Genomic DNA, 13,640 nt, shown 5'->3' with positions numbered 1-13,640 from the left:
TTTACGGAATTGAAGAGTTCACGGGACAGTCCAACCCGGATGTGGAGAATCCGGCGAAATGGCGGGGCAAAAACCTGCTGGGCTTCGCGCTGACCGAAGCGCGGGACGAAATTTTAAGGGAAGAAGGGGAAAGAAAATGAAGCGAAAAGGAATTGCCGGGGACACCTTGCGGATCCAGCGGCAAGGCTTCTATGAATATGAAGGACGCCGGGTCGATTTTGCCGCGGCGCAGAAGCGTTCGGAAGAAGGCAGCCAGTTGATCACTCCCGACCAGGGGGCAGAGCTGGTAAGAACTTATCGTATGCTGCCGCGATCACAGGAAGCTGCGAAATATCCCGTCGCGAACGAGGCCACCGTAAAAGCGATCCTGGATTTTGCGGCAGCGGGCCAAGACCGGGTCGGCGTACTGAACTTCGCCAGCGCCAAAAATCCGGGCGGCGGGTTTCTGAACGGTGCGATGGCCCAGGAGGAGAGTCTGGCGGCTTCCAGCGGACTGTACGAAACCCAGCTGCGCAACGAAGGCTACTATGCCGCGAATCGCGCCTGCCGGTCCATGATGTACACGGACCATGCCATTTACTCGCCCGATGTGGTCTTTTTCCGCGACGAAAGGTTTAAGCTGTTGGAACGGCCGGTTACGGCTTCCGTCTTGACGCTGCCCGCCGTCAACTACGGACAGGTTCTGCTTAAGGGAGAGGATACGGTAGAAGCAAAACGTGTGATGAAAGACCGGATGCGGCTATCCCTGGCGATCTTCGCCAACAAAGGCGACACGCATCTCATCCTGGGAGCGTACGGCTGCGGCGTGTTCCGCAACGATCCGGTGGAGGTGGCCCGCTGGTGGCGGGAGCTGCTGGAAGATGAGGGCTGGGGATCGTTATTCACGGAAATCCGGTTCGCGGTATTGGACAGCTCGAAGGACGGCAAATGCATCCGCGCCTTCGAGCATGCGTTTCATGACTAAATCGCTAACGGTTCAAATTGGCTCGTCCCGATTAGATTATGCTGAGCCGTTCGCCGGTAAGGGCGGATTGCCGAATCGTTTCCAGCAGACGGTGCAGGCGGGCGGCCTCATAAAAACCGGGGGCCTGAAACGTCCCCTGGCGGATATCCTCTGCCAGCGCCTGGTGAGCCTTCAAAACCTGATTCACGGTCACTGAACCATCTTCGGTCTCATCGAACACCCTTTGGAGTGTCTCCTGATCTCCGTAACTCCCAAGGTGTCCTGACGGATATAGCGCCTGCTCGGCCACCAATCCCCCGAACTGAACATGACCTTGGGACTGGGGCTGGGAAAGGCGAATGACCCCTTTCTCTCCTTGAATCTCCAATTCAAATTTGGGATAGGTTCCGCCCTGAATATGGACCGATACTGATGCGCCGCTTTCGAGCATGCCGTGAACCATGATTTGATCGGCCGTATCTTTCGGCACGGTTTCCCCGGTTCCCAGCACCTTAGCCTCTGAATAATTGCTGTTCATGGTTGCGTAAACTTCTTTCAAATCTCCCAGCACAAAGCTAAGCGCGTCAAGCGAGTGTCCCCCGTTAATCGATAGCAGGGTAGCCCCATACTTTTCTTGGAGCAGATAGATGGCGTTTTGTTCCGTAAACCCTCCCTTGCCCGGTGTGGATACCAACATGGAGGCGGATAACACCCGTCCGATGTCTCCGCGCGAAATGCGGTTCTTTGCATCCAGCAGCGCAGGCGATTGTCTAGCCTGCAAGCCGACCGCATGGTGAATCCCTTTTTGGGAAGCCAGCTCCGCCAGTTCCTCCGCCTCTTCCGACGTGACGGTAAGCGGCCATTCGCTGTATACATGTTTTCCTGCGGCGATGGCCTCCTTGATCATTTCGTAATGATGGGGAACCTTGACGCTGACGACCACCAAATCCACATTTTCGGACCGCACCAGTTCCCGATAGTCGTCGAAAGCCTGGGAGACACCCAGTGCAGCGGCACTCTCCTTGGCAGATGCCATATTCGAGGTGGCAATGACGGTAATTTCATGGCATGTGCTTTGGGTAAGGGCCGGAATATGAGTCCGGCTAGCCCATTGATTGTTTAACGAGCCTCCGATGATCCCTGTGCGTATTTTTGCTGAACCTGCTGAACCCATCGTTTTCATGTCTAACATATATCTCCTTCCGTCTTTATGATCCTTTGCCGTTTCAGTATACTGGGATTGATCCATCACGAATAATGCATGTTTTTTATGGAGTCATCATCTTTTTTGATACCTTGGAGGTCCGTATGGATATTGACAATATGAAAGCTTACGTTACCGTCGCCGAATTAAAAAGCCTGTCTGCCGCAGCCATCAAAATGAACCATCTGCAGTCCAACATGACGGCCAAGATCAAAAAAATCGAAGCCCATTACGGGCAGCAGCTGTTCATTCGGAGCGCCAAAGGCATGGAGCTGACGTCGGAGGGACGGAAGCTGTACCGTCAGTACAAAAAAATGCTCATTTTATGGGAAGAAACCGAGCTGGATATGAGCCGGAGGGAGATGAAGCTTAGGCTGGGTACTATGCAATCCGTCTTCGGCAAAGATCTTACGGACGCCTTAACCCGCTTATATGAGAGCCACGCCGATCTGTCCGTAACGCTAAAGACCGGGACCACGCTGTCGATGGAGCACGAATTGATCCAAGGCAACATCGATTTGGCCTTCACCATCGGCAGGACCGATTTGCCGCAGTTGAGTTACAAAAAGCTGGGGACGGAGGAGATGGTGCTCATCGGCAAAAGGTTCGCCAGCGGGCTGAGCCTGGAGAGCTGTCTACACGGGGAGAACTGGATCATTTTGACCCGGGACTGCTTGTACGCAGCAATTCTGGAACGGCTGTATGCCGAGCTTGACCTTGAAAAAGGGGAAGTCACGGAAGTTGGGATTCTGGATACCCTCCTTCAGCTGACCTCCCTTGGCATGGGCATCTCCTTGATGTCCAAGAATATCGTGATGCAGCACGGTTTTTCGGCATATGCCCAGCTTCCTGAACCGTTCCGCTATGTGGACAAATATTTGGTTACCCGCGCGGGGTATGAGATGTCTCCCCTGGAAAAAAGCTTTGTGGAAACGAGCCACTTCCTATAAAGCAAGGATTTGATTTTCCGGGACGATGGGATTCCCCGCCGTCTATCCCCGGTTTTTTCCCAGCATTTTGTGAATGCGTTGGGCTTCAAGGAAACCCGAGTTGGCCGCGCCTTGGAAGCCTCCGCCGGGTTGGGTCCACGCTCCGACCAGAGAGAGGCCAGCAAAAGGGGTCTTCCGCGCGGTTCGCTTGATTCCGGATTGGTTGACAGTTTGCGCAAAACCGTAAACGGCGCCGCGCGGATTTTTCGTGTAACGCTCCATGGTGCGCGGCGTGCCGAGTTCCAGCATGGCGATACGTTTCTTTATGCCGGGATAGTAGCTTTCCAGGCGCTGCAGGAGGATGGCGGTCACCTCTTGCTTTTTCTGCGTGTAAGCTTCGCCCCGCTCCGGCCAGTTGGCGATATCGTCAATCATGGTAACGGTCAGCACGCCGCGGTCGTGGCGGTTTAAGGCGGGATCCATTTTGTTGTAGTTGGTTAATCCCAAATTGGCGGCGGCATATTTTCCTTGGGTTGCGTTATCGTAATCGGTCTGATGATCCGTCTCCTCCACCAGAAGAATGTCTTCGTCCACAATGCCGAGTTCTTCCGGATGGCAGGACAACCCGATATAAAGCTGTGTCAGCGATGGGCCGATTTCATGCTGCCCAAGGCGCTTTCGATATTTTTCGGCCCGCGGATGGTGATGGATCAAAGGCCCCAGCGTATGCTCGGGGCTGGCGTTGGAAACGACCCAGTCCGCCGTGAATTCCTGCCCTTTTTGGGTGCGGATTCCGCAGGCTTTTTTTCCGTGAATCAGGATTTCGGCCACTTCCTGCCGGAGATGCAGCTTGCCTCCGTTTTGTTCGATTACGTAGACGAGCGCATCGGAGAAGGCCTGGGCGCCGCCTTGGATGTAGTAAGTGCCTTCGAGATGATACCCTAGCCAGGGAATGAAAAAGTAAAGCGCGGAAAGCTGTTGCGGCGGCAACCCGTAATAAGGCCAGAGGACGGTAAAAAAGTTCATGAACTCCGCGGACTTCACATGCCGCCCGATCGCTTGCGCGGTCGTTAATTTGGACCATTGGACCAGCGTCGGACATTTGGCCAAAAAGCCGAGGGCTTTTTTCCAGCCGGGAATGCCGGGATCGTTCAGGAACTTCATTTCTGCGGAAAGCCGGCGGATTTCTGCAAACAAGCGGGCAATCCCGTCCTTCTCTTCCGGAAAACGCCGCTCAAGCTGCGCCAGGTACGCGTCGGCGTCCTGGGGGACGTCGAACTTTTCGCCTTTCCATCGGAACGAATAAGGATATTCTTTGAGCAGAGGTTGGATGTGACGCATGACCCCGCTGGCCTGCAAAATTTGATAAAAACCTTGCCCCTGGCCCAGCCCTCCAACCCCGTGCAAAGCCGCGTCAAAAGTGTATCCCTTGCGCTGGAAATTGGTAGCATACCCTCCGGGCAAATAATGCTGATCGAACACGGCGACTTTGTAACCCAAGGCGGACAATCTCGCCCCGCAGGTCAATCCGCCGATCCCCGCGCCTACGACAACCACATCGTAATGATTCATGGTTCCATCCCCTTTTATTTGATTTATCGCTCCAGCTGGTTAATTTAAAAACAAACCATCGGTTTGTTTTTAAATTAACGTATTTCCTCGTTAAGTGTCAAGTGAAAATATGTATAATCGCGAAACGCCAAAACCAAACTAATTAGGAAAAGAAAGTAGCGGCACTGCACTCGTGGGAGGCGTAAGAAGTGGTAGACGTATTTACGGAAATCATCATCCAATCTCCTCGTGACAAAGTTTCAGACTATGCCGCTAATCCCAACCATGCGCCGGAATGGTATGAAAATATCGAGTCGGCCGAATGGAGAACCGAATCTCCGTTAAGGGTCGGCTCTCAAGTGGCCTTTAAAGCCCGGTTTCTGGGAAGGGAACTCGCGTATGTTTATCAAGTCACGGAATATATCCCGGGTGAAAAGCTTGTCATGAAAACCGCGGAGGGACCTTTTCCGATGGAGACCATCTATACTTGGGAATCCATCGGCGGTCATTCCACCCGAATGACGCTTCGCAACCGGGGGAATCCGAGCGGATTTTCAAAGGTGTTCGCTCCGTTTATGTCCGCGATGATGAAAAAAGCAAATCGTAAAGATTTGCAAAAAATAAAGAGCATATTAGAGGATGCTTGAAGCAAGTTATGGTAGCATCCCCAAAATTAAGACCCAAAAGTGTCGTTATTCCCGGGATATCAGTCCATTGGAGAGAAATAGGAGCAATTAATGTCGCTATTTCCCCCCGCCGCAAGGAAATACCCGTGTTCTGAACCATTCATAGGAAAATAAGTACATAAAATGCCGCTAATGGAGATGAACATGCAAGGGTCCAGGAAATAAGTACATAAAGTACCGCTATTTTGAGGGCCGGCGCAACCCGACGCAACCCCACGCTGCTCGGCCGTTCCCGTTTCGTTCCGGTAACCGGCCGTCATGCAATGCACCGATTGCCAGGTTGAACCCCAAAAAATCCCCTCCAATAATTTGAAGGGGATCATCGCTTCTTTAAGCCAATCTCATCTTAAAATCCTCATATCCGAACTCATGCAGAACTTCGCAATCGCCGTCCTTGTGCTGGACCACAAGGGCGGGAAGCGGCATGCCGTTGAACGTGGTGTTCTTCACCATCGAATAGATCGCCATGTCGCCGAACACCAGCCGGTCGCCGTTCTTCAATGGCTGATCAAACGAATAGTCGCCGATCGTATCGCCGGACAGGCAGGTTGGCCCGCCCAGCCGGTACGTGTACGGCTTCTCGCCCGGTTCCCCGGAGCCGAGCAGCGGCGGGCGATATGGCATTTCGAGCACATCGGGCATGTGGCACGAGGCCGACGTGTCAAGGATAGCGATATCCATGCCGTTTTGCATCGTGTCCAGCACGGTCGTAACCAGGTAACCGGCATTCAAGGCCACGGCTTCTCCGGGCTCCAGGTACACCTGCAAGCCGTATTTGTCCTGCATCCGTTTGATGCATTGTTCCAGCAGAGGGATATCGTAATCCTCGCGGGTGATATGGTGGCCGCCGCCGAAGTTGATCCACTCCAGCTGCGACAGCCACGGTCCGAACTTCTCTTCAATCGCATCCAGCGTGACGGCCAAATCATCCGAATTCTGCTGGCAAAGCGTGTGAAAATGCAATCCGGAAATCCCGTCCAGTTGCTCGGGGCGGAAATGCTCGATCGTCACACCGAACCGGGAACCTACCGCACACGGATTGTAGATATCGTGCCCGACTTGCGTGGAGCATTCGGGATTGATGCGGAGTCCGATTTTTTTGCCGGCGGCGAGCACTTTATCGCGATATCTTTCCACTTGGGAAAACGAATTGAAAATAATATGATCACACAGCCTGATAATTTCGTCGATCTGATCTTCGCGGTAGGCCGGGGAGAAGACATGGTTCTCTTTCCCCATCTCCTCGTGCCCCAGCCGCGCTTCATACAATCCGCTGGCCGCCGTACCGCTCAAATACTCTCCGATCAGCGGATACAGGGTGTACATCGAGAACGCTTTTTGCGCCAAAATAATTTTCGCGCCGGTGCGCTCCATGACCCCGCTGAGGATGCGGAGGTTTTTTTCCAAAAGGGCTTCATCCACTACGTAGCAAGGGGTAGGCAGTTCCTCAAAACGCATCGGATTAGACGAGCTCCGTTTCCAACACTTTTTTCGTATCTTCTTCCGAAGGATACTCGTCTACGGGCACCGGGTTAAAGCTTTCTTGCCACGGCAGACCCCATTGGTTCAGCGCGTCCATGAACGGATCCGGATTGAACTCTTCGATGTTGTACACGCCCGGTTTGTTCCAGTGTCCTTGAAGGATCATCATGGCGCCGATCATGGCCGGAACGCCGGTGGTGTAAGAAACGGCCTGGGAACCCACTTCCTTATAGCATGCTTCATGGTCGCAAACGTTGTATACGTAGTAAGTTTTATCTTTGCCGTCTTTTTTGCCTTTGAAAATACAGCCGATGTTCGTTTTGCCTTTCGTGCGCGGTCCCAGGGAAGCCGGATCCGGCAGCACGGCTTTCAGGAATTGCAGCGGAATGATCTGCTTGCCTTCGAATTCGATCGGCTCGATCGAGGTCATGCCGACATTTTCGAGCGCCTTCAGGTGTGTCAGATAACTTTGACCAAAGGTCATGAAGAAGCGGATCCGCTTCAGCCCGGGAATGTTAACCGCAAGGGATTCCAATTCTTCGTGGTACAGCAGATACATATCTTTTTCGCCGACTTCAGGGAAGTCGTAGACCCGTTTGATCTCCATCGGTTGGGTTTCGATCCACTCGCCTTTTTCCCAGTATCTTCCGTTGGCCGAAACTTCGCGGATGTTGATTTCCGGGTTGAAGTTGGTGGCAAAAGGATAGCCATGATCGCCGGCGTTGCAGTCGAGAATGTCGATATATTCGATTTCGTCAAAATGATGCTTCAGAGCGTAAGCGGAAAATACGCCGGTCACGCCAGGGTCGAAGCCGCTGCCGAGCAGGGCGGTAATGCCGGCTTTCTCAAAGCGCTCGCGGTATTCCCACTGCCATTTGTATTCGAATTTCGCGGTGTCTTCCGGTTCGTAGTTCGCTGTATCCATGTAGTGTGTTTTCGTCGCCAGGCAGGCGTCCATGATCGTTAAATCTTGATAAGGCAGCGCCAGGTTCATGACGATGTCCGGTTTCACTTCGTTGATCAGGGCGATCAGCTCTTCAACATTGTTGGCATCTACTTGAGCTGTCGTAATTTTCGTTTTGCCGCCATCCAGCTTGGCTTTCAATTCGTCACATTTGGATTTCGTGCGGCTGGCGATGCAGATTTCCTCAAATACTTCGCTGTTTTGAACACATTTGTGAATGGCCACGGAAGCAACTCCGCCGGCTCCGATAATAAGCGCTTTTCCCATTGTTCCATTTCCCCTAACCCGGTAAATTTTTGTGCTGCTTTGTTGGTTTCGCGAAATTTGCAAATAAAAAAACAAGTAATGAACGCATAGGTGCGCACCACTTGTCTTCGATATAGTCAAATATTAAGATAACTCCGGTCATGACGGGACGGAACGACATAAACGTCCGTAAAACGCTCGCCAGCCAGCCATAAAACGCGCGCTTTTTATGGAAAAGTCCTTAATATTCAAATACATCATGTTAGGTTCAGAGTCTATTTAGCAAATAATCGCCTTTACCACTCTTATTGACCGTTTCACAAGTTGATGTGCGATATGCACCGGTTGTAAAGTAACCAACTTATAAAATTTGAGCTTTTAACTCAATCAATAAGGCAACAAAAGTTGCCAATCGGCATTTGACCCGGCTGTCCGTATGGCCTTAACTCTCCGAGGAAAGTGGTCAAAAATTATCTGCTTGGAAAGACCCGAAAATATACTTGAATATTAGCTTTCCAAAATAACGCTGTCCTTATATTAGCAGGACATATGGGAAAGGGCAAGAGAAAAAACAAAAAATTGTTATGAATAATTTTGGGTATTTAATATATGGGTTAGTTGGAAAAATCTGATTGACAAATCTCGTACAAGCCTTATAGGATTATTATAGATATGGAAGCGTTTTATATGAAAGGAGATGATGTTTCCATTTGCAGAGCCATGCCAAAAAGTAAAAAGGAGCGTGAAATTGATATTAAAAAAGCGGGAATCAACTCATTTTTTCGCGAACGGAGGAGAAAGACGATGAAGAAACGGTTTTTACGTAAAGTGTTAAGCTTGTTTTGGATTATAAGTTTGGTTGGCGCGTACTTCTATGCGCTGCCGGACGCCCAGGCGGAGAATACCGTCCTGGTGCAGAGCGATTTTGAGGACGGTACGGCCCAGGGGTGGACCGGACGCAGTGCGGAGGAGACGTTGACGGCGGTGGCCGAAGCGGCCCGCAGCGGAGCTTACGGATTGAAGGTGGCCGATCGCAGCAAGGGTTGGCATGGGGTGACGCTGGACGTGACGGCGCAGATGGAATTCGGGAAAACGTACGTGTTTTCGGGCTGGATCAAGCTGCCGGCCGGTTCCCCGGACAGCCGGGTGTACATGACTATGCAGCGTACGGCAGGGAGCGATGCGCACTACGAGCAAATCGCAAACGGCACCGCTTCGGCCAGCCGCTGGTTAGAGCTGCGGGCGGAGTACAAATACCGCGAACCGGGGGATCAACTGTCCATATACTTTGAAATTCCGGATCAGCCGACGCAGTCGTTTTATCTGGACGATTTTGCGCTGGAGCGGCTGCCAGACTCCGACCCGATCGTCATCGAAGACGGGATTCCGTCGCTCAAGGACGTATTTGCGGACGATTTCCTGTTCGGGGCCGCTTTTGAAAATTCCGAGCTTTACCAGGAGCCGGACAGACAACTTTTGGCCAAGCATTTCAACAGCGTAACGCCGGGCAATGTGCTGAAGTGGGACAGCACCGAACCGGCGGAAGGCCAGTTCCGCTTCACCGAGGCGGACGCGGCCGTGCAATTTGCGCAGGACAACGGCCAGCAGGTGCGGGGGCATGCGCTTGTGTGGCACAATCAGACCCCGGATTGGGTTTTCCGGGACGAGAGCGGCAATCTGGTCAGCAAAGACGTGTTGTTCCAGCGGATGGAAAACCACATCAAAACGGTTATGGGCCGGTACAAAGACGCAATCTATGCCTGGGACGTTGTCAATGAGGTGATTGATACCGGCCAGTCTGATGGGTTGCGCCGCAGCCTGTGGTACCAGATCGCCGGCGAAGAATACATCGAGAAGGCCTTTATTTATGCGCATGAAGCCGATCCCGACGCCGTGCTGTTCATCAACGACTACAACACGCACGAGCCGGCCAAGAGCCAGGCTTTGTACAACCTGGTGAAGCGGCTGCAGGAGAAAGGCATTCCCGTTCACGGGGTAGGGCATCAAACACATATCAACATCGACTGGCCGCAGATGAGCGAGATCGAAAACTCGATCCTCAAATTTGCCGAGCTTGGACTTAAGACGGAAATCACCGAATTGGACATCGATGTGTATACGAACACCAATCAGCGTTACGACACATTGCCGGACAGCGTCGCGCAAAAGCAAGCGACCCGTTACCAACAGCTGTTCGACATTTTCAGAAAACATAGCGACCTGATCGACAACGTGACGATCTGGGGCAAAGACGACGGAAACTCCTGGCTCCGCAAGTACCCGGTGAACCGCAACAATTGGCCGCTGCTGTTCGATGAGCGGCTGCAGTCCAAGCCGACGTACTGGGCGATTGTCGACGCTGCGCAGCCGCAAGTTCCGGCGGTGCCGGCGAACGTCCGGGCGGCAGCCGGCGATCAGCGGGTGACGCTGAGCTGGGGCGCGGCCAACGGGGCGTCCGGGTACCATGTGAAGCGGGCGGAGCAAAGCGGCGGGCCGTATGTGACGGTGGCCCAAGGGGTCACGGCTGCGGTGTATACCGATGCCGGCTTGGTCAACGGCCAGACGTATTATTACAAGGTCAGCGCCTTCAACAGCGTGGGCGAAAGCCGGGACTCGGCGGAAGTCAGCGCGACGCCGCGGGAGACCCCCACGCCGGAGCCCGGCGACCTGGCGGTGCAGTACCGGGCCGCCGATTCCAATGCGGGCGACAACCATTTGAAGCCGCATTTCCGCATCGTCAACCAGAGCGAGGAAGCGGTGTCGCTGAGCGAGCTGACGCTCCGGTACTGGTACACGATCGATGGGGACAAACCGCAGCAATTCCACTGCGATTATGCGCAGGTCGGCGGCTCGAACATCAGCGGCAGTCTGGTGAAGCTGGACGAGGCCCGTTCGGGAGCGGACTATTATCTGGAGCTGTCGTTCTCCCCAGCAGCCGGCAGCATCGCGGCGGGCGGCAACAGTGGCGAGATCCAGACGCGGATCAACAAGACCGACTGGACGAACTACAACGAGCTCGATGATTATTCTTACGATGGGGCCCACACCTCGTTTGCCGATTGGGATCGCGTGACGCTGTACCGGAACGGCACGCTCGTTTGGGGGACCGAGCCGGGGATGTAATGTAACGCGTATGGGGCGGAAGCTCCCGATGCGCTTATGCAGTCCGAGGGAATGAGTGCGAGTGTGTGGAAGCGCGTTAAAGCAAGTTAAAGCAAGTTAAAGTAAGTTAAAGTAAGTTAAAGCACGAAAAATCTAACGGTTGTGGCAGCGGCTATTTGACGAAAAAAGCCCTTTTCAAAATTCTAACGGTTGTGAGCGCGGTTATTTGCCTGGATCTAAGCGAAATTAGCCGACTTTAAGTGAAATAAGCGCCAGGGCAACCGTTAGAATTTGAAATCACCGTTTTTGGAACAAATAGCGCTTGTGGCAACCGTTAGCTTCAAGTTAAAGGCAAAGCACCAATGCCGTCATGCATTAATTGGCGGCTTTGGTGCTTTGTGTTTTGGTTCAGGGGAGCTGCCCGTTTCCCGGATAGGGCTTCACCGGCGGCAGGACATGGGCGGGAATCGGGCAGGCGTATCCCTCCAGACCGCCCCGGCTGCGCAGCTCCCGTTTCGCCTCTTCGAGGACGGACGGGTCTTTCAGCAGCTCCGCCGCGGTCGCCGCGAGCACTTTGGCGGCATGCAGCATGCCTTTATGGGCGGCCGCCGCCTTCCCTTGCGCGACCATCTGCCACGAGTGAAACGGCGTATCGGCGGCGAAGCAGACCGTTTCGAGCTGGGCTGTCGGGACGACCCAACTGACATCGGCGACATCCGTGGAACCGAGCATCCGGCCGGTCACGGGGCGGTACGGATCGAGTGTCTCCGGCAGGGCGGCTTGATCCGGAGCGTATTTCGGCTCCGGGTTCGTTTCTGGTCCAGCCTCCGGGTCCGTTGCCGCTCCGGCCTCTGGTCTTGGATCGCCTATCTGGCCGGCCTCCTGCCGCGAATCCGCTGTTGGCCCGGGATCCGGCCGCAGCGTCTCCAGTATGGCGCGGGCGTAACGCCGCTCCTCCTCCGTAAACGCCGGCACGCCAAGCGCCTCAAAGCACCGCTGCATGATCCGCTCCACGGTCACGTTCGGGATCAGATTGGAGCAGGCTTTTTCGAAGCCGATTTGCACCTCCGTTCCGGTCATCAGCGCCGCTCCCTTGGCGATATCGTTGATGCGCGCGTAAATTTCCTCCACTTGGCGGACCTCGGGCGCGCGGATTAAATACACGACTTCCGCGGTCGCCTGCACGACGTTCGGGGAGAATCCGCCCGTATCCGTGACCGCGTAATGGAACTGGGCCTCCCGCGGGACATGCTCCCGCAAATAGTTGGCCCCGACGTTCATCAGCTCCACCGCATCCAGGGCGCTCCTTCCCGTATGGGGACTGGCGGCCGCGTGCGAGCTGCGCCCTTGAAACCGGTAGCGCACCTGGTAATTGGCCGAGGACGTCTGGGAAACGACCGCGTTGCCGTAGCCCGGATGCCAGGTCAGCGCCGCGTCGACGTCGGCAAATGCGCCTTCCCGCACCAGGAACGTCTTGCCGGAACCGCCTTCCTCGGCCGGGCACCCATAATAGCGGACCGTGCCGGGCAGCCCCGCTTCAGCCATAAATTCTTTCAGGGCCACCGCCGCGGCGAGCGAACCCGTGCCCAGCAAATGATGGCCGCAGCCGTGCCCGCTGCCTCCGGGTTTAAGCGGCTCGCGGATAGCGGCGCCCGCGATTTGGCTCATTCCCGGCAGCGCATCGTATTCGCCCAGGAGGGCAATCACCGGCCGGCCGCTGCCGTACGAAGCCATAAATGCCGTCGGCAGCCCGCCGGTGCCAAACGCCACCGTGAACCCTTCCTGCTCCAGCCGCTCCGCGAGCAGCCCGGCCGATTCGAACTCTTCGAATTTCGTTTCGGCCAGCTCCCATAACTGGTCGCTCAACTCCGTCAACGCTTCCCGCCGCCGCTCGACCAGCTCGGCAATCCGCTTCCAAGCGGCCGTTTTTGCGTCTCTCTCCTGTGTCATGGCCGATTAGCGGGTGAGCGCCAGCACGTCTTCTGTTGTGATGTTGGCCCCGGTTTGCAAGTATTCCATGTTGAGCAGCGCCATATCATGGGCTTGCCGGGTCGTGCCAACGACGGCGTCGGACACGACATGGAAATGGTAGTCGTGCTGATGGGCGTCCACGGCCGTAAAGCGGACGCAGATGTCGGTCATGCCGCCGATCAGGTACAGGCGTTTAATGCCGAGGCAGCGCAGCAGCAGATCAAGGTCGGTCGCGAAAAAGGCGCTGTAGCGGCGTTTGGTGATAATATACTCGCCTTCGATCGGGGCGGTGGATGGGTGAAACTCCTCGGCCGGCGTCCCCTCGAGGCAGTGGACCTTCTCCACGCCGTCGAGCTCGCGGCCGAAGTCGCTGTGGTCGGCGCGGTGCAGCTCGCGGATCTGGATGACCGGCACCTGCAGCTTGCGGAAATGCTGAATGACCTTCGGCGCGTTCAGCAGGCATGTGCCGCCCTCCATCACGGGAATGGCGTCGCTTTCCGTATCGTTTTGAATGTCGATGACGAGCAATGCGCTATGTTCGGGGATTTTTGCCATAATCGGG

At 54.8% G+C, this 13,640-nt stretch carries 10 protein-coding genes and 1 pseudogene; 5 read left to right on the top strand and 6 right to left on the bottom strand.

Features of this window, described 5'->3' with window-relative positions:
- Nucleotides 1–23 precede the first annotated feature (23 nt).
- Nucleotides 24–140: pseudogene (locus EHV15_RS36250) on the top strand (DUF1768 domain-containing protein); the annotation flags it as partial.
- Nucleotides 137–964 carry a TIGR02452 family protein gene (locus EHV15_RS07225; protein WP_128630641.1) on the top strand — a complete coding sequence of 276 codons (828 nt, stop codon included), beginning with the start codon at nucleotides 137–139 and terminating at the stop codon, nucleotides 962–964. The pseudogene EHV15_RS36250 and the gene EHV15_RS07225, both read left to right, overlap by 4 nt.
- A 31-nt stretch (nucleotides 965–995) precedes the next feature.
- On the opposite strand, the gene EHV15_RS07220 is transcribed toward EHV15_RS07225, so the two are convergent.
- A complete protein-coding gene (locus tag EHV15_RS07220) occupies nucleotides 996–2,126 on the bottom strand; it encodes a Gfo/Idh/MocA family protein (RefSeq protein ID WP_246061388.1) in 1,131 nt (376 codons plus the stop codon).
- A gap of 125 nt (nucleotides 2,127–2,251) precedes the next feature.
- Here EHV15_RS07220 and EHV15_RS07215 point away from each other — a divergent pair, with 125 nt between their 5' ends.
- A complete protein-coding gene (locus tag EHV15_RS07215; protein WP_128630640.1) occupies nucleotides 2,252–3,097 on the top strand; it encodes a LysR family transcriptional regulator in 846 nt (281 codons plus the stop codon).
- A 42-nt stretch (nucleotides 3,098–3,139) separates the two neighbouring features.
- Here EHV15_RS07215 and EHV15_RS07210 read toward each other — a convergent pair whose 3' ends face one another.
- Nucleotides 3,140–4,648: a phytoene desaturase family protein gene (locus EHV15_RS07210; RefSeq protein WP_128630639.1), complete on the bottom strand. Its 1,509-nt coding sequence runs from the start codon at nucleotides 4,646–4,648 to the stop codon at nucleotides 3,140–3,142.
- Nucleotides 4,649–4,836: 188 nt separating this feature from the next.
- Between EHV15_RS07210 and EHV15_RS07205 the strand changes: the two genes are divergently transcribed.
- A complete protein-coding gene (locus EHV15_RS07205; RefSeq protein WP_128630638.1) occupies nucleotides 4,837–5,274 on the top strand; it encodes an SRPBCC family protein in 438 nt (145 codons plus the stop codon).
- A gap of 369 nt (nucleotides 5,275–5,643) precedes the next feature.
- On the opposite strand, the gene nspC is transcribed toward EHV15_RS07205, so the two are convergent.
- A complete protein-coding gene (gene nspC, locus EHV15_RS07200) occupies nucleotides 5,644–6,771 on the bottom strand; it encodes a carboxynorspermidine decarboxylase (protein WP_128630637.1) in 1,128 nt (375 codons plus the stop codon).
- A gap of 4 nt (nucleotides 6,772–6,775) precedes the next feature.
- On the bottom strand, nucleotides 6,776–8,026 hold the full coding sequence (locus EHV15_RS07195; protein ID WP_128630636.1) for a saccharopine dehydrogenase family protein: 1,251 nt from the start codon (nucleotides 8,024–8,026) through the stop codon (nucleotides 6,776–6,778).
- 783 nt (nucleotides 8,027–8,809) lie between these two features.
- Here EHV15_RS07195 and EHV15_RS07190 point away from each other — a divergent pair.
- On the top strand, nucleotides 8,810–11,128 hold the full coding sequence (locus tag EHV15_RS07190; RefSeq protein WP_128630635.1) for an endo-1,4-beta-xylanase: 2,319 nt from the start codon (nucleotides 8,810–8,812) through the stop codon (nucleotides 11,126–11,128).
- A gap of 387 nt (nucleotides 11,129–11,515) precedes the next feature.
- Here EHV15_RS07190 and EHV15_RS07185 read toward each other — a convergent pair whose 3' ends face one another.
- Entirely contained in the window at nucleotides 11,516–13,057 is a 1,542-nt protein-coding gene (locus EHV15_RS07185) for an amidohydrolase (protein ID WP_128630634.1), read from the bottom strand.
- A gap of 6 nt (nucleotides 13,058–13,063) precedes the next feature.
- Nucleotides 13,064–13,633 (bottom strand): cysteine hydrolase family protein, encoded by a 570-nt coding sequence (locus EHV15_RS07180; RefSeq protein ID WP_128630633.1) that lies wholly within the window; start codon nucleotides 13,631–13,633, stop codon nucleotides 13,064–13,066.
- Nucleotides 13,634–13,640: the final 7 nt, after the last annotated feature.

It is taken from the genome of Paenibacillus oralis (assembly GCF_003863965.1).
Lineage (GTDB): Bacteria > Bacillota > Bacilli > Paenibacillales > Paenibacillaceae > Fontibacillus > Fontibacillus oralis.
Note: the sequence above shows the minus strand (reverse complement) of the source record. Positions and strands in the feature narration are given on the sequence as shown.